A 17700-nucleotide genomic window follows, 5' to 3' on the forward strand; every position below is an offset into this window, starting at 1 on the left:
ATGACGGGCGCAATCAGGATCGAAAGACAGGACCCCTACTGATTGGCCTGGAGCATCGCGGCCATCTTCTGATGGATCAGATTGACCGCTTTCAAGGGCCGCAGCATCACCTTGAACTCGGTGATCTTGCCTTCGTCGTTCCACTTGATCATGTCGACGCCATTGACCTTGATGCCTTCGAGCTCCAGCTCGAATTCGAGCACCGCGTCCCGATCGCCCGTGAGCTCGCGAACGTACTGGAACGACGGGTTGAAAAACACGTGGAACGCCGCAGCGAGGTACGTCCGCGTGATGGCTTTGCCGACCTGAGGCGTATGCACCACCGGCGAAAGGAAGACGGCATCATCCGCAAGCAGGGTGTCGAGCCCGCGCACGTTGCGTTCCTTGACGAGCTGATGCCATGCGGCGATCGGACTGGACGACATGGGTGAACTCCTTGAATTGAACGAGCGTGGACAGCATCAAGAGCTGCGCGCCCGCGCCCCGGGTGCGATCGTCGGCGGCGCCGCATTGAGCGTCTCGATGGCGAAGCCGGCGGCGGCCTTGTAGCGTGCCATGAAGGCCTCGCGTTCGGCAGCGGGAATGACCTGATCGATGTCGTCGAACACGCCGCCGCAGCGTTCGTCGACCAGGCCCAGAATGCCGAAGGGGCCCGAACCGCGGTTGCGGAGCACCAGCGCCGAGATGTCGGCGCACAGCTTGTCGTTGTAGGCCTGCAGCGCGGCGCTGCCCACGCCGTGCTCGACCATCGCTGCGCCCAGCACGCGCGCATCGACGATGGCCTGGCTCGCGCCGTTGGAGCCCACCGGGTACATCACGTGCGCCGCGTCGCCGAGCAGCGCCACGTCGCCGTCCACCCAGCTGGGTACGGGATCGCGGTCGATCATGGGGTACTCGAAGATTTCATTGGCCCCGCGCAGCATCGCGGGCACGTCCAGCCAGCCGTAGTCCCAGCCTTCGAAATGGTGGATGAAGTCATCGAGCCCGACGCGACGGTTCCAGTCGCCCTGGGTCCAGCCCTTGGCGTTGTCGACGGTGATCTCGGCGATCCAGTTGATCGTCGCCAAGCCGGTGGCCGGGTCGGGCGGGGAAATCGGGTAGAGCACCACCCGGTGCCGCAAGGACCCGACGCCGACGAAGGACGCGCCGCTGCGAACCGGCACGCCCGGCGTGGTGCCGCGCCACATGATGGCGCCGCCCCACTGGATGGGCGGCTGCGCGGGGTACATCTGCGCCCGCACGGCCGAATGCAGGCCGTCCGCGGCCACCAGCAGGCGGCCTTCGACTTCGGTGCGCTGGCCGTCGCGCGTCTCGATGAGGGCGGTGACGCCCTCGGCGCCATTCCGATAGCCCGTGACCCGGTGGCCGAGGCGAATGGCGCCGGGGCCGAGTCGCTCGACCGCCGCCCGGTACAGCATCATCTGCAACTGGCCGCGGTGCACCGAATACTGCGGCCAGCGGTAACCCGCGAGCAGGCCGCGCGGTTCGGCATAGATGTCGTTGCCGTTGCGGCCGACCAGCGCCCACTCCCGCGCCTGGATGCCGATGGTGCCGAGGACCTTGTCGTCGAAGCCGAGGTCATACAGCTCGCGCACGGCGTTGGGCTGCAGGTTGATGCCCACGCCCAGTGGTTGCAGGTCGGGCACCGCTTCGTAGACGATGCAGGGCACACCGATCTGGTGCAAGGTGAGTGCGAGGGTGATGCCCCCGATGCCGCCCCCGGCGATCAGCACGGGACGAGTGTCGAACGATTCAGCCATGCCCCGGATTGTCATGGAAGCCGGAGGAGGGCGGTGCACGTTCGACTTGCCATTCCAGCGCGATGCTCACACCGCCATTCGGCGACTGCTGCACATCGAAGCTGGCGCCGATGGCGGCCGCCCGGGCACGCATGTTGTCCAGGCCGCGGCCATGCGCCTGCGTCTCCTGCGCACGCACACCCGCGGGAAACCCGATCCCGTTGTCGGTGATGCGGAGCATCACGCGCGGCGCGGCTTCCTCTTGCCAGCGAACCTGCACTTCCACCTGGGAGGCGTGGGCATGCTTCATGACATTGGTGAAGGCTTCCAGCAGGATCCGCTGCACATGCAGCACGACAGGAGGCGACAACTGCCTGAGTTCCGGCAGCTCGGCGACGTCCCAGATGACCCCGATGCCGGCCGCCTGCAGGCGCGGCTGCAGGCGGTAGCGCAGTGTGGCCAGCAAAGTGCCGAGGTCGTCGTGCGCCGGCTGCAGCGAGTCGACGGCCATGCGCATCTCGTCGAGCGCCATCTGGACCTGCTCCTTCAGAGCCGTCGGGTCCGTGCCTTTGCGCGTCACCATGTTCAGCAAGCCCACGAGCTGCGAACCCACGCCGTCGTGGATCTCCCGCATGATCCGCTGCCGCTCGATCGAGACCGATTGGTGGTGCTGCTGCTCCCGCAGGGAATCGAAAGCCTGATGCAGTTGACGCTCGCGTTCTTCCACGCGCCGGGACAGGTCGGCATTGAGTGCCTGGAAGCTCGCGACGGAGCGGTTGTAGCGCTCGGCAACGAACCACATCATGGCGAGCACGAACACGAACATCCCGTGCTGGATGTAGGTGTTGTAGAGGCCGCTCGCACCGGCGACGCGGATCATGACCACGTCGTGCGTGCCTGCCGCCAGCGCGCCGGCAATCGCCACGGCCAGCACCCACGCCTTCGCGCTGCGGCTCACGAACGCCTCGCGCATGACCAGCGCCAGCGTTGCGAGACCGAGGACCGGAATGAACGTGAACCCGATCGTCATGAGCAGCGGCATGCCCAGCGCGAACGCGAGGGCGTCGAGCACCGAGACCACCACGATCACGCCGTCGATGGCACGTCTCATGCCGCGGGAAAGCGACCCGACCGCGATCAGCGCGAACCGGCACATCAACGCCACGTGGGCCGTGTAGCAGATCGCGGCGACGGCGCCCCAGAGCGGCCATGACACGGGAACATCGGGCCAGGACCGGTCGATGACACGCACCACGCCCAGCAGCGCCGCAACGCTGAACCACCCGTAGAAAGGATCGCGCTGCCGCCACCACAGCACGGCGGTGAGCGCGCCCATGCCGACCAGGCCGGCACCGAAGACCAGCATGGCGAGGTCGCGCCGGAGGATCTGTTTGGAGTACAGATCCTCGATCTGCGGGACCGGTCCGTATCGCACCACCGAGAGGCCACCCAGGCGCTGCGCCTGAATTGTGACCTCGACACGCAGTTCATTGGGGCGGTCGGCGTACAGCAGGGCTGCCGGCAGCGTCACCCTGCGCACTGTCTTGGTGGCGTCGAAGAGCGGGTCGCCCAGCGTGCCCCAGCGCTGGACGGTGCTGTCGTTGAGCAGCACGTGCACCTGGTTGCCGACCCGCGAAAACAGCAGGGCCATCGGCTCCGTGTCGACCCGCGGCGGCAGCGTGATGCGGTAGGTCGCACGACCGCCCCGGCCGGGGAACTCGCGGTCCCAGCGGCGGGCAAGGTCGACCTCGCCTTCGCTCGGCGGCCCGCCCTGCGGCTCCAGCAATGCGTGGGCCCTGTCGAGCATGACGACCCCGGGCTCGCTTGCCGCGAAAGCCGGCGCGAAGCAGCAGAGGGCCGCGATCGCCCAGACCAGCGTGACGATCCACCGGACAGGCGCTGTCCGCCGAGCCGCCCCGCCCATGAACCTGCCCGCTCGCACTAGCGGAGCAACCCGAGCTGCCGCGCCTCGAACACGGCTTCGGTCTTGTTGTGCACGTCGAGCTTTCCGTAGATGTTGCGGACGTGGCTTTGAACGGTGGAGAGCAGGATGCCCATGCGTTGTGCCGTCTCGGCGTAGGTGAAACCGCGGGCGACCAGCCCCAGCACTTCCGTCTCCCGCGGCGACAGGGCTTCCCTGCCCGGCGCTACCTCCGCCGTCGCCGACGCGGGGCGCGCCTGCCATTGCACGAGCAACTGCCGCGCGATGATCGGCGACATGGGCGATCCGCCCGCATGCAGGCTCAACACGTGTGCGGCGAGATCGGCTTCGGTCCCGTCCTTCAGCAGGTAGCCGCCGGCACCGGCCTCGAAGGCACGGAGCATGTTCACCTCGTCGCCGAAGATGGTCAGAACCATCATCGCGCAGGCGGGCTGCAGGTCGCGGCAGCGCCGAATGACTTCCAGCCCGGAGCGATCCGGCAGCCCCAGGTCGACCAGCAGGACGTCCACGGGATTGCTGGCGAACCACGCGAGCAGCTCGCCCGCCGTCGATGCGCCGAAGGCCAGGCGCAGGCTGGGCTCGGCCGCGATGACCCGTTCGAAGCGCTCGCGCATGCCCGGATCGTCTTCGACGAGGGCAACGCTGACGGGGGCTTGAGGGTTCGGATTCGACAAACGGCAACTCCACAGGTACGCCCGGATGTTCGCACGATCGATCGTGACTTATGGGAAGTGGACACCCCATGAACTGAGGATGTTCACGCGCCGGGCGCCCGGTAGCGTCGGAAGTGGTCGAAACAGTCCCGCAGTGGGGGTCGGCCGAGCCCTGAAAGGACTGCGCCGCAGTGGAGATATCTTTTCAATTGATGTTCAGCTCGCTGACGCTGGTGGTGGCAGGCGTCACGCTCGCCCTGTCGCCTCCGGAGAAGCGCATCGAATTCCTGCTGCACATCATCTTGGTGACGTTGCTGACTGTCGTCGTCGTCGAGATGGATTAGTCCGGTCGGCGGCACAGTAGCCGCGGATCTCGTCCGCCAGGGCATGCACGCGTCGCTGCATCAGCGCAGAATCGCCGGTCCATCACCCAGAGAGAAAGTCACATGCGATTCCTGGTTGTAGGCGCTGGTGCGCTGGGCGGTTATTTCGGCGGGCGACTGCTGGAGGCGGGCGAGGACGTGACCTTCCTGCTGCGGCCTCGTCGCGCGGCTCAACTCGCGAAGACCGGCCTGGTGATCAAGAGTCCGCGGGGCGACCTCACGCTGCCGTCGCCGTCCTCGGTACAGGCGGAGGGCATCGGCGGCCCCTATGACGTGGTGATCGTCGGTTGCAAGGCCTATGACCTCGCCGAGACGATGAACTCGTTCGCACCCGCGGTCGGACCGAACACGGCGATCCTTCCCCTGCTCAATGGCATGCGTCACCTCGACGAACTCGCCGAGCGCTTCGGCCGCGAGCACGTGCTGGGCGGCCTGGGCATGATCTCCGCGGTGCTCGACGATGCGGGCTCGGTGCTTCATCTCAGTGACGTGCATGGCCTGACCTATGGCGAACTCGACGGTTCGCGCTCACCCCGCATGCACGCGTTGAACGCGGCTTTTGCGAAGGCCCGCTTCGATGGCGTGGCCTCCGACAACGTTCTTCAGGACATGTGGGAAAAGTGGATGCTCATCGCATCGGCGGCCAGCATGACCTGCCTGATGCGCGCCACCGTCGGCGACATCGTGCGCAGCGGTGGGACGGACCTCGCCAACGGCATGGTGCAGGAGTGTGTGGCCATCGCACGCCACAACGGCTTCGCCCCGCGGGCAGTGGCCATCGAGCGTGCCCGGGCCATCCTGACCGCGGCCGACTCGATGATGACCGCCTCGATGTTCAAGGACATCGAGCGCGGTGCGCCCATCGAGGCGGACCACATCGTCGGCGATCTGTTGCGGCGCGGCGCGGGTGGCAAGAAGTTATTGCTGTTGCGGGTGGCTCATGCGCACCTCAAGGCCTATGAGGCGCGGCGTGCGAGGGAGTCGCGCCCGACCCCTTGATCCTGCCCGACCTCCCCGTCACTGGCGGGCAGTTCGTCTCGCAGTGCTTCTTCGCCCTTGTCGGTGATGGCGAGCGCCTGTGCGGGCCGATGGATCTTCCCGCCGCCCGGGATTTCCTCGACCGGCGGAATCACCGCGGTGACTAGGCCGGCTGCCTGCAAAACGCGCAGTTTGTCGATGTGCGCGGGTGCATAGACCGTGCAAGGCAGTCCTTGCTTGGCAATCTGTCGAAGGAATTCCAATGGCATCCGAAATCTCCCTGCATCTTCAGAATCTCATTCGAGGACTACTTCAGCCTGCAGAACGGCCACCCTTCGACGTTGGCCCAGATGCATGCGCGGATCCAGGCGACCACGACATGGGGATCCTGAGCTTGCGGCACGGTTGTCATCCTGATCAACATCATGGGCCTCCATACGGCTGTTCTATGAAGTAGTTGTATGCGACGCGAGGGGCGCGGCCCAGCAGTGGAAGGCCAACGCTGTCGTGATCCGCCGGGCGGCCTGCGCGTACGCCAACCGCCTGTCCTTGGCCGTCGTCAACCGCTGACAGGCGTCGGACGCGACCCCGCCGCTCAGCGTTTCGCGCCGGTCACCACGCCCGCGCCGCGCACCTCGAGCCTGATTTCGTCGACCACCTGTCCGCGCGCGTCGACCAACTCGACCCGGTGCCGGCCCGGCCAGGGCAGCCATTGCGCGCTGTTTCCGCGCGCGAACGGTTTGCCGTCGATGCGCCATTGCAGGCCGCGCCCCTCGGCCTCGAATCGCACGCGCTGGCGATTAGGCGGGATGTCGGGGTCGAGCGCGATGATGGTGCCGTTGGATGGGGCCGTGATGCGCGACGCCGCTTCCGTCGCCGAGGCGTCGGGCGCCAGCGCGAAGACCGCCTGTTCGGTGCCCGCGATGAACCATTCGTTGCGTGCCGCTTCCAGTTCGTCGCCGAAGCGCACGCGCGTCTGCACGAGCCCGGCGGGTGGCGCGGGTGCACGGCTGGCTTCATTGCGGTGCAGATAGCCCATCACCTCGGTCCAGACCGGCGCCGCGCCGCTGGTGCCGCTGACATCCCACATCGGCGCGCCGCTCGCATTGCCGACCCACACGCCGACGGTGTAGCGCTGCGACCATCCGACCGCCCAGTTGTCGCGCATGTCCTTGCTGGTGCCGGTCTTCACTGCCGTCCAGAAGCGGGTGGCGAGCACGCTGTCTAGGCCGAAGGTGCGCGCGCGGGCGTTGGTGTCGCTCAGGATGTCGCCCACGATGAACGCGGCGCGCGGGTCGATGGACGGGACGTCATCGCGTCTGGCTGCGAGTTGCCGGGGCACGAATCGCGTCTCGCCGAACCCTCCGCCATTCGCCAGCGTCCGGTAGCCGTTCGTCAGTGCCAGCAGCGACACCTCGGCGCTGCCCAGCGCCAGGCTGTAGCCGTAGTAGTCGCCGCTTTGAGCGAGTGGCATGCCGGCCGAACGAAGCTGGCGGGCGAAGGCCTCGGGGGACACCATCACCAGGGTGCGAACCGCCGGCACGTTGAGCGAGGCCGCGAGCGCGGTGCGAACCGACACGTAGCCCTTGAACTGCCGGTCGTAGTTCTGGGGGATGTAGAGCCCGCTGGCCGTATTGATCTGGGCCGACGAGTCATCGAGCAGCGACGCTGCCGTCAGCCGACGCTCGGCGATGGCCTCCGCATAGAGGAAAGGCTTGAGGGTGGAGCCCGGCTGGCGCTGCGCAAGCACGCCGTCCACCTCGGCCGCACGGCTCAGGTCGCCGGACGATCCGACCCAGGCGAGCACCTCGCCGCTGGCGTTGTCGAGCACCACGAGTGCGCCGTCTTCCACGTTGCGGCCGCGCAGTTCGCGCAGGTGGCGCTGCAGCGTGCCCAGCGCAAAGCGCTGCAGCGGCGCACGCAGCGTCGTGCGGACGGTCTCGGGGTCGGGGCCGGATTCCTTCAACGCCCGCCGCGCAAGATGCGGCGCGATGCCTTCGCTGGCGTCGAAGCCGCGGCGCTGCAGTGCCGCGCTCGCGAACATGTCGAGCGCCTCGCAGTCCGGCTTGCTCTCGGGCTCCATCGCGCGCATGAGCTCGCAGCTGCGTTGCGCGACGAGGGCCGGCTTGGCGTTGGGTGCGCGCACCAGCGCCGCGGCCAGAGCGGCTTCGCGCGCATCCAGGCCATGGGGGGCTTTGCCGAACAAGGTGCGCGAGAGCGCGTCGATGCCGACGATCTCGCCCCGGAAGGGCACGGTGTTGAGATACGCCTCCAGGATCTGGTCCTTGCGCCAGTAGCGCTCAAGCTGCTGCGCGGCCACCGTCTGGCCGAGCTTCTGCGTGAGGCTGCGGCCACCGCCGCCGCGCCGCAGGTCGTCGTCGAGCAGGCCGGCGAGCTGCATCGTGATGGTCGATGCGCCGCGCGTGCGCGTGTTCCATACGTTGCCCCAGGCTGCGGACGAGACGGCGCGCCAGTCCACGCCGCTGTGCTCGTAGAAGCGCTTGTCTTCGCTCAGCACCATCGCGGTGCGCAGGGCCGGGGAGACGTCCGCCAGCGCGACCCACTGGCCGCGGCGCACAGTGCTGTCCGTGCGCACGCGCTGCAGGAGTTCGCCATCCCTGTCGACGATCGGCGTGTCGGAAGGATGGAAGTCGCGGCGCACCTCAGTGAAGCTCGGGAGCGCCCATGCGGAGCCAGCCAGCAGCGCGGCCAGTGCGACCGATACGGCGGCTGTCAGACGACGGTTGGGCACGGCAATGCTCCCCGCGCGCGGATCAGGCCATGCCGAGCAGATGAGCCAGCGTGCGATCGGGCGCGGCTCGCTGCACTGACACGTTTCGTTCCAACTCGCGCAGGTGCTCGTCCATGAGCTGCACCGCGCCTTCGGCGTCGCCGCGCGCGACGCAATCCACGATGCGTTCGTGCTCCTCGTGTTCGCAGGCGGCATTGCCCGGCGGCTCGTACAGCGCCACGATGAGCGAGCAGCGCGACACCATCTCGACCAGGTAGCGCTCCAGGATCGGGTTGCGCGCCAGCCCCGCCAGGCCCAGGTGAAAGGAACTCGCCAGCCGCGCCCAGGCCGGCTGGTCGAAGCGGTTCATCACGTCGTGTTCCTGCTTGAGCTGCTTGCGCAGCTCCGCCACGTCGCGTGCGGTCGCGTTCTGCGTCGCCAGATTGACGATGATCGCCTCGAGCCCCCGCCGCGCCTCGAAAATCTGCCGCGTCTCCTCGGGTGAGGGCACCGCGATGATCGCGCCGCGGTTGGGCCGCAATTGCACGATGTGGTCATGCGCCAGCCGCTGCAGCACCTTGCGGACCACCGAGCGGCTCACGCCGAACAACTCGCACAACGAACTCTCCGGCAGCTTGGTGCCGGGCGTGAGCCGCTGGTTCATCACGCTGTCGAACACGGCCCGGTAGATGCGCGATTCGACGTCGTCGCCTTCGTCCACCGACGACAGGGCGCCGGTCGGACGCAAAGGCGTATCGACGGCGGGAAGACGGGCGGTTCTGGAGCGTGGCATGGGAACGGGAACGAGATCGGGGAGCGCGGACAGCGGGCCCCGCTAGCTTGCCACATGCGCAGCCACGTGCCTGCAGACGGCGCCTGGCGTCGTGAACCAGACCTCGCCGCGGTCGCGCAGGGCCGCGAGGTGCTGCAGCGCGCGGCGCAGGTGCCGCAGGCGGTAGGGCTGGCCCACGATGTAGGGGTGCAGCGCGACGCCCATCACCAGCGGCTGCCGGCGTGACTGTTCGAGCATCTCGTCGGCGTTGTCGATGATCATCTGCGCGAAATCCTTCGCGTCCATCTGCCTGGCAATGATCATCGGGATGTCGTTCAGCTCCTGCGGGTAGGGCACCGACCACAGCGTGCGGCCGCTGCGTGTGCGCATGGGCATGGGCTGGTCGTCGTGGCACCAATTGAGGGTGTAGCTGTAGCCGGCCTCGGCCAGCAGGTCCGGCGTGTGGCGGCTCTCCGAAATCCACGGCGAGAGCCAGCCCGATGGCGCCTCGCCGCTTTCTTCCAGCATGCGGGCGCGGCAACGGATCAGCAGGGCGCCTTCGTTCTTCTCGTCCATGTCGGCCTGGCGCTCCGAGTTGCTGTGGCCATGCCCGATGAGCTCGTCGCCCCGCGCGACGCAGGCCGCGATCAGCTCGGGGCAGTGGTCGTAGAGCGCGGTGTTCAGCAGCGTGCCCGAAGGCAGGCCCAGGCTGTCGAACAGTTCGAGCATGCGCCACGCGCCCACCCGATTGCCGTATTCGCGCCAGGAGTGATTCAGCACGTCGGGATGCGGTGCCGCCGGGCCGATGCACGCGCCCATGCCTTCGCCGAACGCGAAGTGCTCGAGATTGAGACCGATGTAGACGGCCAGGCGGGCGCCGTTCGGCCAGGCGTGGCCTGCGCGGCGGGTGATGGGCAGGTAGTCGAAGCGCTCATGGGCGGGCAGGGGGCCGAGATAGCGGGCGTCGGGCATGCGGGGTCTCCAGAGGGGCAGGTGTCTTTGCGTCTGCAAGATCCGGACCAATTGTTGACAATTGGTTCATCGATATGTACGCATGAAGTTGTCGACATTGGCGACATTGGCACGGCGCTTGCATCACGCAGCGCTTCCATTCACGGAGAGAACCGCCATGTCCCTTTTTGCACGCCGCACCGTCCTTTCCAGTGCATTCGCGCTGGCCTTCGCCACCCTGACCGGCACCGCGCTCGCCGCGGATCCGATCAAGATCGGCCTGGTCACGGCCCTGTCGGGACAGTCGGCCTTGTCGGGCGAGGCCATCACGCGCGGCCTGCAACTCGCGATCGACGAGGTCAACGCCAGGGGAGGCCTGCTCGGCGGACGCAAGCTGGAACTGGTGCGTCGCGACGACGAGGCGAATCCGGCCAAGGGCGTGACCGCGGCGCGCGAACTCATCTTCAAGGAGAAGGTCGCGGTGCTTTTCGGTGGCCTGGACACGCCGGTCTCGATGGCGATCGTGCCGCTCGTCAACCAGGAAAAGGTGCCCTTCATGGGCCCGTGGGCCGCGGGCACGCCGATCACCAGGAACGGCGCCAATCCCAACTACGCCTTCCGCGTCTCGGCCGTCGACGAAGTGGTCGACAAGGCCATGCTGCAGTACGCGCAGAAGACCTTCAAGGCGGCCAAGCCGGGGATGATCCTCGTGAACAACCCGTGGGGCGAATCGAACGAGAAGGGTCTGAAAGCGGCGCTGGCCGAGAAGGGCGTGGCCGTCGCGGGCGTCGAGAAATTCGAGGCGAACGATCTGGACATGGTCCCGCAGCTCACGCGCCTGAAGGCGGCGGGCGCCGATTCTCTCTTCCTCGTTGCCAACGTGGGCCCTTCGGCACAGGTGGTGAAGTCGCTGGACCGCATGGGCTGGAAGGTGCCGGTGGTCTCGCACTGGGGCCCGGCAGGCGGCCGTTTCACCGAACTGGCCGGCCCGAACGCGAAGGACGTGCACTTCGTGCAGACCTACAGCTTCTTCGGCAAGCAATCGCCGGTGGGCGAGCGCGTCATCAAGTCGCTCATGGCCAAGTACCCGGCCATCAAGGGCCCGGGCGACATCACGCCGGCCGTGGGCGTGGCGAACGCGTATGACGGCATGCACCTCGCGGCGCTCGCCATCGCTCAGGCCGGCTCGACCGACGGCGACGCCGTGCGACAGGGCTTCTACAAGATCGCCAGCTACGACGGACTCATCAAGAAGTACGCGGCGCCCTTCACCGCTGCCAACCACGACGCGCTGGGCGTGGACGACTACGTGTGGGCGCAGTTCATCGACGACCGCATCCTGCCCGTCGGCGTGACGGTCAACTGAAGGCGCTCGCGCCGCGTCTGAAGAAGGTCCACGCACGATGTCGATGTTGTCCGCGCTGCTCAGTGGCTTCGGCCTGGGGAGCATGTATGGCCTGATGGCCTTGGGGTTCTACGTGACCTATGCCGTGTCGGGCACGGTCAACTTTGCACAGGGCAGTTCGATGATGCTGGGTGCGGTGCTGACCTTCACCTTCGCGCAGACGCTCGGCTGGCCGCTGGTTCCGGCCGTGGTGCTGGCGCTGTGCGGGTGCGCGCTCTATGGGCTGGTGGTCGAGTTTCTCGCCGTGCGGCCCTTTGCGAGCCGGGGCTCGAACGCATGGCTGATCGCCACGGTGGCCCTCGGCATCGTGCTCGACAACCTGGTGCTGTTCACTTTCGGCAAGGAGCCGCGCAGCCTGCCGTCGCCACTGGCGGTGTCGCCGGTGACTGTGGGTGGTGTGGGACTGGGCGTGTATCCGTTGCAGATCGTCATTCCCATCGTCGGGCTGCTGCTCGCGGGGCTGCTGCATGCGGTGTCGCGCCGCACGCGCTGGGGCGTCGCGATGCTCGCGGTGGTGCAGAACCGCGACGCGGCACGGTTGATGGGCATCCCGATCCGGCGCGTCGTCGCGCTGGCGTTCGCGATGTCGGCGGTCTTCGCGGGCGTGGCGGGCGTGTTGATCGCGCCGCTGCTGAACGTCAACGCCGACATGGGCACGCTGTTCGGCCTGAAGGCCTTCGCGGTTGCGATCCTGGGCGGCATCGGTAGCCCGTGGGGCGTGATGATCGCGGGGCTGCTCTTCGGCATCCTGGAATCGCTGATCACGTCGACGCTGGGTTCTAGCTACACGCAGATCATCAGCTTCGGGCTGGTGATCGTGGCGCTGGCGTTGCGGCCCAACGGGCTCTTCGGCCGGGCGGAGGTGAAGAAGGTATGAGTGCCGTGCTGACATCGCCCTTGCGGTCTTCGACGGTCAACGCCCGCTGGCTGGGTCTGGGCTCCTCGGGCCAGATCGCCGCCGTGCTCGTTCTGCTCGCCGCGGGGCTGGCGGCAGCGGCGAGCGTCAACGGTTACTACGTCTTCGTGCTGGCCAACGTTGCGCTGTTGGCGATCGTCGGCATCGGCCTCAACGTGCTGCAGGGGCTGACCGGACAGGTCTCCTTCGGCCACGTGGGCTTCTACGCCATCGGGGCCTATGCGGTGGGCATCCTCACCACCAAGGCCGGGTGGAGCTTCTGGGCGGCTTGGCCCGTCGCGGCCTTGCTCGCCGGGGCGATGGGGGCCTTGCTCGCATTGCCGGCGCTGCGGGTCAAGGGGCCGTACCTCGCGATGATCACCATCGCCTTCGGCTTCATCGTCGAGCACAGCGTGGTCGAAATGCGCGATCTCACGGGCGGCCAGAACGGCATCATGGGCATCGCCGCGCCATCAGTGTTCGGTGCCAGTGGTGAAAAGGCCATGGCGATGCTGGCCATCGTCACCGCCGGTGTGGCGCTGGCATTGTTCACCTGGCTGTCGCGCGGCACCTGGGGCGCAGCCATGCGCGCGGTCCGCGACAGCGAAACGGCGGCCGAGTCGGTCGGCATCGATCCGCTCGTCGTCAAGACGGTCGCGTTCGCGATTTCCGCAGTGGCGGCCGGCGTGGCCGGCGGTCTGTTCGCGCCGCTGTCGGGCTTCGTCACGCCGAGCACCTTCGGCTTCGGCCAGTCGATCCTGTTCGTGCTGGTGGTGGTCATCGGTGGGTCCGGGTCGATCGCGGGGCCGCTGGTGGGCGCGGTCCTGGTGGCGCTCCTGCCGGAGGTGCTTTCGAGCCTGGAGGAATACCGTCTGCTGTTCTTCGGTGCCATGCTGCTCGTCGTGCTGTGGGTTGCGCCCGATGGCGCCGTGGGCCTGTGGGAGAAGCTTCGCCGGCGCCTTGTCGGTGAAGAAGTGCTACCCGTGGAAAAAACTCCGTTGAACGCGACCCCGCTGCGTGCCCGCTCCCGAAGCGCTCTCGTGTCCGATCGGCTCTCGATGCAGTTCGGCGGCGTACGCGCTGCGAGCGATCTGAGCTTTGAAACGGCGCCGGCCCGCATCACCAGCCTGATCGGCCCGAACGGCGCCGGCAAGTCGACCGTGCTCAACATGCTGAGTGGCTTCTACAGGCCCACCGGAGGCGATTTCAAGATCGCGGGCGATTCGCTCCGAGGCTTGCCGTCGCATGCGATTGCGCGACGCGGCATCGCGCGCACCTACCAGACATCCCAGCTCTTCGGCAGCCTGAGCGTCGAGGACAACGTGGCGCTGGCCGTGAGCCGGGGCTCGCTCGGCATGCTCTTCGGCGCGAGTCGTTTCAGCGCGCCGCAGTGCCGTACGCAGGCCCGTGCACTGCTGGACTTCTGCGGCTATCGAGGCCATCCGCACACTCGCGCCGCCGATCTTCCGCACGTGGACAAACGCCTGGTGGAAATTGCGCGTGCCTTGGCGACGGACCCGCAAGTGCTGTTGCTCGACGAGCCTGCGGCCGGCCTTTCACGCGGCGACAAGGAGCGCCTCGCAGCCTTGCTTCGGCACATCGCCGATGCCGGCGTCGGCGTGCTGCTGGTCGAGCACGACATGGAGTTGGTCATGGGCATCTCGCATCGGGTGGTGGTGCTCGACGCAGGCCAGCATCTGGCTGCGGGCGCACCGGGCGAGGTGCGGTCCGATCCGCGCGTGCGGCAGGCTTATCTGGGTGAGGATCTCGCGCACCACGCGATCGAGCGCAGGCCCTCGACGACGCTTGCGGAGACCGCGGACGAGATGCTGGGCGTCGGCTCGCTGGTCGCCGGCTACGGCGCCGAGCCTGTGCTGCATGGCATCGATCTTCAGGTCCGTGGCGGCGAGGTCGTCGCATTGCTCGGCGCCAACGGTTCGGGCAAGTCGACGTTGATGCGTTCGCTCGCGGGCCTGCATCGGCCGGTGCAGGGCGGGATCCATCTGCAAGGCCGCGAACTATCGCAACTGGCGGCGGAACTCATCGTGCAGCACGGCCTGGTCCTGGTGCCCGAAGGACGGCAGGTGTTTGCGGAGTTGAGCGTGGTCGACAACATCCGGCTCGGTGCGTTTCGCCAGCCTGTCGGTCTCGAAGCCAGGGTCGAGGACATGTTTCGGCGCTTCCCGCGGTTGCGCGAGCGGCAACATCAGCGCGCGGGTCTGCTGTCGGGCGGCGAGCAACAGATGTTGGCCATCGCACGCGGGCTGATGGCGCGACCGCGCATCCTGCTGCTCGACGAGCCCTCGCTAGGTCTTGCCCCGAAGGTGATTGCCGAGCTTTTCGCGGCGCTCGACGTGCTGCGCGAGGAGGGAATGACGATCCTGCTGGTCGACCAGATGGCCAGTCTCGCGCTGGCGCTGGCCGACAGGGCCTACGTGATCGAAGGAGGGCGCATCGTCGCGCAGGGCACCGCGGAGCAGATCGCGAGCGACGATGCGCTGGCGCGGGCCTATCTGGGTGCCGGAGAGGCCCCGGGACAGGCGCAGTGACGCTCACTCGATCGGAGGGAACTCCGCGTGGCGAGGCAGCGCGTCGGCAAACTGCACCCATCGCAGGCGTCTCGACTCCCAGTAGTGAAAGGTCGGCGCGACCTGTTCGGGATCGTCCAGGCTGCCGATCGTGATGTCGATCAGTCCCGGGATGTAGTCCGCGGTGAAGCTGATCTGCGTGCCGCATCGCGCGCAGAAGCTGCGCACCGCTCCGGGAGAAGACTCGTAGCGCGTCGGTTCGTCAGCGAGAAACGAGACTTGCGATTGCTCGTACATCGCCCATGCGACCGCTGGAGCCGCGTTCGCGCGCCTGCACATCGAGCAATGACACAAGGCCGCCATCACCGGACTGCCGGTGATCCGATAACGAATGGCGCCGCATTGGCAGCCGCCTTCCAGGCATGGATCTGACTCGTTCGTCACAGCACCCTCCACTTCACGACAACGGCGACTGCGACCGGCAGGCCGAAAATGAGCAGGAAGATCGGCAACTCTTCGGCGAACGAATAGCCCGCCTTCGCGACGCCGACCCACATGTTGGCCGCGGCGATGACGAACCAGAGCGCCGCGAAGACGACCGTCGCCATGCGCATCGAATCCGCGAGGCCGTTGGACATCAGCTTGGCCACTCCCACGCACGCGCCGAACAGCGCGAAGCCTCCGAGGATGAAGATGAGCGTGCGCATGGACCTAGGCGTCCAGCACGAGCTGCGTCTGTGTCACGACCGCGCACAGCTTGCCCTCGGCGGACCGGATCGACGTCTGCCACACCATCGTGGTTCGCCCGCGGTGGAGCGCCACGCATTCGCCGGTGACGGTCGTGTCGACGCGCGCGCCGCCGATGAACTTGGTGCTGGAGTCGGTCGTGGTCGTGCGCTTGCCTTGCGGCATGTTGACGACCGTGCCTACCGCGCCGAGCGTGTCGGCAAACGCCATGGACGCCCCGCCATGCAGGATGCCGCCGATGGTGCACAGATCCGGACGCACCTTGAGCTCGGCGACGACGCGTTCCGGCTCCACCGTGACGAGGCGCACGCCCATCAGCCCGGGGAACACAGGGTCCAGCATCTGCTGGATTTGCTCGATCGTTGGCATGGTGGCTTCCTTGCAGTGGTGAGATTCAGTGCGGCGTGCCGAACCGGGCCACCGTTCGGGCCCGTGCCCGCGCCGCCTCGATCTCGCGATCCCGCGGGTCGGCGGTGGTCACCAGCGATTCGATGAGCGCACGCGCACAGGCCGTCACGTCCTCGACTGCACGATCGAAAGCAGCCTCGTTGGCCTTGGACGGGTGGTTGAACCCACTGAGCTTGCGGACGAACTGCAGCGCCGCGGCGCGCATTTCCTCTTCCGTCGCGGGCGGGTCGAAGTTGAACAGGGTCTTGATACTTCTACACATCGTTGCTCCCATTCGATCGGATGCGTCAAAGGGCCATGCCCCGGCTTTGCGCGAAGCCGGCGCGGTCAGATCCTGATTCTGCCTTCGGCCGCCCGGATTCTGCCGTCGTACTTTTTCTCGCTCCCTCGCTGCCCCATGGCGAGGGGTGTCCAGGCGCGCGACGGCGGGGGTGAATCTTTCCCTGTCTTGGTGGCACGGCCGAATTGATTGCACTTCAATTCATTCGCAAGTGTCAATGAATTGTCGATTTGAGTGCGCGCGAATTGCATGCTCTGAACATCTATGATTTGCGAGCCAAACTTCAAAGAAATTGACAGAGAAAAAGGGGAGCATCGGTCATGTGGGACATGGGCATCACGCCGGCAATCATCCTGGAGGTCAATGACCGCACGATCAATGTCTCATGCGGGCACACATTTCCACCAAAGAGCTGCAAGTACCTGGCAATCGCTACAGCGATTTCCGCAATGACTTGATCAAGGCTTTCAGCCAAACCTACTAACTAACAAGATCAACAGGGAGCATCAATCATGGGGAGCGTCGACAGGAAGCCCGACGGCGTGGACGCCGATCTGGCCACTGAGGATCACCAGCAAGGCTCGTGGTGGGCGGACGGACGCACGATACGAAGATCGGCAGGGCCGCCTGCCTCATTGATGAATCGACACCGATGGACGCGAAGGCCCGCATGGGCCACCGCACTACTCACCTCACTCGCATTGACAGGATGTCAGACCGTTATGACCAATCCAGCCCAGTCTCCTGAACCTTCCGACAGCGTGACGCCTGCTTCCGGGAAAGGGTCGTCCGCCAATGTCGTGGCGGATTGGCCACTGCGGTTCACCGGTCACTGGTTCGATGCGTCTTGCTATAGCACCTACGGCTGCAAGGTGAAGTACGGCAACTATCGTCGGATCGACAACGAGGATGAACTGAAGTTGTCCTCGGCCTCTATCGGCGCCAAGTACCCGAACAACCTCAGCGCCGGCTACGGTCCGATCCGCAACTTTCCGCCACCGGCCATCGTCACTTGGCGCTCCAAGGACGGCACGCCATTACATGCCGAGATCGACATGGCGGAGATCTTCAAGGATCAACTGATCCGCCACAACCTCAAGCGCGAGGAGGTTTCAACGAATGCCAGCGGCATCACACCGGGAATCATCCTGGAAGTGAATAACCGCACGATCAATGTCTACATGCGGGCGCATATTTCTTCTAAAGAGCTGCAAGTACCTGGAAATCGCTACAGCGATTTCCGCAATGACTTGATCAAAGCTTTCAGCCAAACCTACTAACTAACAGG

The 17700-nt window shown here is 66.6% G+C and carries 18 protein-coding genes; 6 read left to right on the plus strand and 12 right to left on the minus strand.

Translation table 11 applies throughout. The features are described from left to right. Window positions 1–35: 35 nt before the first annotated feature. From QTI24_RS07000 to QTI24_RS07015, 4 genes are all read right to left on the minus strand, one after another. On the minus strand, window positions 36–425 hold the full coding sequence (locus QTI24_RS07000; RefSeq protein ID WP_286599327.1) for a nuclear transport factor 2 family protein: 390 nt from the start codon (window positions 423–425) through the stop codon (window positions 36–38). A gap of 36 nt (window positions 426–461) precedes the next feature. After that, window positions 462–1760 (minus strand): flavin-dependent oxidoreductase, encoded by a 1299-nt coding sequence (locus tag QTI24_RS07005; protein ID WP_286599328.1) that lies wholly within the window; start codon window positions 1758–1760, stop codon window positions 462–464. After that, window positions 1753–3546, minus strand: a complete 1794-nt coding sequence (locus tag QTI24_RS07010) for a sensor histidine kinase (RefSeq protein ID WP_286599330.1) — start codon at window positions 3544–3546, stop codon at window positions 1753–1755. Before QTI24_RS07010 ends, QTI24_RS07005 begins: the two co-directional genes overlap by 8 nt. Before the next feature lie 134 nt (window positions 3547–3680). Continuing rightward, a complete protein-coding gene (locus QTI24_RS07015) occupies window positions 3681–4355 on the minus strand; it encodes a response regulator transcription factor (protein ID WP_286599331.1) in 675 nt (224 codons plus the stop codon). A gap of 191 nt (window positions 4356–4546) precedes the next feature. On the opposite strand from QTI24_RS07015, the gene QTI24_RS07020 reads away from it, so the two are divergent. Together QTI24_RS07020 and panE are read left to right on the plus strand one after the other, a co-directional pair. Then, complete coding sequence (locus QTI24_RS07020; protein ID WP_286599332.1) at window positions 4547–4678, plus strand: hypothetical protein; 132 nt, start codon at window positions 4547–4549, stop codon at window positions 4676–4678. A gap of 102 nt (window positions 4679–4780) precedes the next feature. Beyond that, window positions 4781–5716 (plus strand): 2-dehydropantoate 2-reductase, encoded by a 936-nt coding sequence (gene panE, locus QTI24_RS07025; RefSeq protein ID WP_286599333.1) that lies wholly within the window; start codon window positions 4781–4783, stop codon window positions 5714–5716. Here the strand turns inward: panE and QTI24_RS07030 are convergent. From QTI24_RS07030 to QTI24_RS07045, 4 genes are all read right to left on the minus strand, one after another. Continuing rightward, window positions 5674–5964, minus strand: a complete 291-nt coding sequence (locus tag QTI24_RS07030; RefSeq protein ID WP_286599335.1) for a hypothetical protein — start codon at window positions 5962–5964, stop codon at window positions 5674–5676. The two genes, panE and QTI24_RS07030, sit on opposite strands and share 43 nt — an antisense overlap. 326 nt (window positions 5965–6290) lie before the next feature. Next, a complete protein-coding gene (gene pbpC / locus QTI24_RS07035; RefSeq protein WP_286599336.1) occupies window positions 6291–8447 on the minus strand; it encodes a penicillin-binding protein 1C in 2157 nt (718 codons plus the stop codon). Between the two features lie 22 nt (window positions 8448–8469). Then, window positions 8470–9219, minus strand: coding sequence for a GntR family transcriptional regulator (locus QTI24_RS07040; protein ID WP_286599337.1), 750 nt, complete (start codon window positions 9217–9219; stop codon window positions 8470–8472). 42 nt (window positions 9220–9261) lie between these two features. After that, a complete protein-coding gene (locus QTI24_RS07045) occupies window positions 9262–10170 on the minus strand; it encodes a polysaccharide deacetylase family protein (protein ID WP_286599338.1) in 909 nt (302 codons plus the stop codon). A 157-nt stretch (window positions 10171–10327) separates the two neighbouring features. On the opposite strand from QTI24_RS07045, the gene QTI24_RS07050 reads away from it, so the two are divergent. From QTI24_RS07050 to QTI24_RS07060, 3 genes are read left to right on the plus strand one after another with little or no spacing between them, the layout of a single operon-like run. Beyond that, complete coding sequence (locus QTI24_RS07050) at window positions 10328–11515, plus strand: ABC transporter substrate-binding protein (protein WP_286599339.1); 1188 nt, start codon at window positions 10328–10330, stop codon at window positions 11513–11515. Window positions 11516–11552: 37 nt separating this feature from the next. Continuing rightward, window positions 11553–12431 carry a branched-chain amino acid ABC transporter permease gene (locus QTI24_RS07055; protein ID WP_286599340.1) on the plus strand — a complete coding sequence of 293 codons (879 nt, stop codon included), beginning with the start codon at window positions 11553–11555 and terminating at the stop codon, window positions 12429–12431. Next, window positions 12428–14998, plus strand: coding sequence for a branched-chain amino acid ABC transporter ATP-binding protein/permease (locus QTI24_RS07060; protein WP_286599342.1), 2571 nt, complete (start codon window positions 12428–12430; stop codon window positions 14996–14998). The genes QTI24_RS07055 and QTI24_RS07060 overlap by 4 nt, the downstream gene beginning before the upstream one ends. 3 nt (window positions 14999–15001) lie before the next feature. On the opposite strand, the gene QTI24_RS07065 is transcribed toward QTI24_RS07060, so the two are convergent. From QTI24_RS07065 to QTI24_RS07080, 4 genes are read right to left on the minus strand one after another with little or no spacing between them, the layout of a single operon-like run. Beyond that, window positions 15002–15421 carry a GFA family protein gene (locus QTI24_RS07065; protein WP_286599343.1) on the minus strand — a complete coding sequence of 140 codons (420 nt, stop codon included), beginning with the start codon at window positions 15419–15421 and terminating at the stop codon, window positions 15002–15004. Continuing rightward, window positions 15418–15684, minus strand: coding sequence for a hypothetical protein (locus QTI24_RS07070; protein ID WP_286599345.1), 267 nt, complete (start codon window positions 15682–15684; stop codon window positions 15418–15420). The genes QTI24_RS07065 and QTI24_RS07070 overlap by 4 nt, the downstream gene beginning before the upstream one ends. A 4-nt stretch (window positions 15685–15688) precedes the next feature. Next, window positions 15689–16093: a PaaI family thioesterase gene (locus tag QTI24_RS07075; protein WP_286599346.1), complete on the minus strand. Its 405-nt coding sequence runs from the start codon at window positions 16091–16093 to the stop codon at window positions 15689–15691. Between the two features lie 25 nt (window positions 16094–16118). Further along, window positions 16119–16394 (minus strand): DUF2277 domain-containing protein, encoded by a 276-nt coding sequence (locus QTI24_RS07080; RefSeq protein WP_286599347.1) that lies wholly within the window; start codon window positions 16392–16394, stop codon window positions 16119–16121. Window positions 16395–17134: 740 nt separating this feature from the next. Between QTI24_RS07080 and QTI24_RS07085 the strand changes: the two genes are divergently transcribed. Beyond that, window positions 17135–17692: a hypothetical protein gene (locus tag QTI24_RS07085; protein ID WP_286599348.1), complete on the plus strand. Its 558-nt coding sequence runs from the start codon at window positions 17135–17137 to the stop codon at window positions 17690–17692. Window positions 17693–17700 lie beyond the last annotated feature (8 nt).

It is taken from the genome of Variovorax sp. J22P240 (assembly GCF_030316855.1).
Classification (GTDB): Bacteria; Pseudomonadota; Gammaproteobacteria; order Burkholderiales; family Burkholderiaceae_C; genus Variovorax.

What these genes read in the sequence shown, in the direction of transcription:
- QTI24_RS07000 (WP_286599327.1), bottom strand. Translation starts at nt 425, where the DNA reads ATGTCGTCCAGTCCGATCGCCGCATGGCATCAGCTCGTCAAGGAACGC.
- QTI24_RS07055 (WP_286599340.1), top strand. Translation starts at nt 11,553, where the DNA reads ATGTCGATGTTGTCCGCGCTGCTCAGTGGCTTCGGCCTGGGGAGCATG.
- QTI24_RS07070 (WP_286599345.1), bottom strand. Translation starts at nt 15,684, where the DNA reads ATGCGCACGCTCATCTTCATCCTCGGAGGCTTCGCGCTGTTCGGCGCG.
- QTI24_RS07020 (WP_286599332.1), top strand. Translation starts at nt 4,547, where the DNA reads ATGTTCAGCTCGCTGACGCTGGTGGTGGCAGGCGTCACGCTCGCCCTG.
- QTI24_RS07085 (WP_286599348.1), top strand. Translation starts at nt 17,135, where the DNA reads ATGACCAATCCAGCCCAGTCTCCTGAACCTTCCGACAGCGTGACGCCT.
- QTI24_RS07030 (WP_286599335.1), bottom strand. Translation starts at nt 5,964, where the DNA reads ATGCCATTGGAATTCCTTCGACAGATTGCCAAGCAAGGACTGCCTTGC.
- QTI24_RS07080 (WP_286599347.1), bottom strand. Translation starts at nt 16,394, where the DNA reads ATGTGTAGAAGTATCAAGACCCTGTTCAACTTCGACCCGCCCGCGACG.
- QTI24_RS07040 (WP_286599337.1), bottom strand. Translation starts at nt 9,219, where the DNA reads ATGCCACGCTCCAGAACCGCCCGTCTTCCCGCCGTCGATACGCCTTTG.
- QTI24_RS07075 (WP_286599346.1), bottom strand. Translation starts at nt 16,093, where the DNA reads ATGCCAACGATCGAGCAAATCCAGCAGATGCTGGACCCTGTGTTCCCC.
- QTI24_RS07050 (WP_286599339.1), top strand. Translation starts at nt 10,328, where the DNA reads ATGTCCCTTTTTGCACGCCGCACCGTCCTTTCCAGTGCATTCGCGCTG.
- QTI24_RS07060 (WP_286599342.1), top strand. Translation starts at nt 12,428, where the DNA reads ATGAGTGCCGTGCTGACATCGCCCTTGCGGTCTTCGACGGTCAACGCC.
- panE (WP_286599333.1), top strand. Translation starts at nt 4,781, where the DNA reads ATGCGATTCCTGGTTGTAGGCGCTGGTGCGCTGGGCGGTTATTTCGGC.
- QTI24_RS07045 (WP_286599338.1), bottom strand. Translation starts at nt 10,170, where the DNA reads ATGCCCGACGCCCGCTATCTCGGCCCCCTGCCCGCCCATGAGCGCTTC.
- QTI24_RS07005 (WP_286599328.1), bottom strand. Translation starts at nt 1,760, where the DNA reads ATGGCTGAATCGTTCGACACTCGTCCCGTGCTGATCGCCGGGGGCGGC.
- QTI24_RS07010 (WP_286599330.1), bottom strand. Translation starts at nt 3,546, where the DNA reads ATGCTCGACAGGGCCCACGCATTGCTGGAGCCGCAGGGCGGGCCGCCG.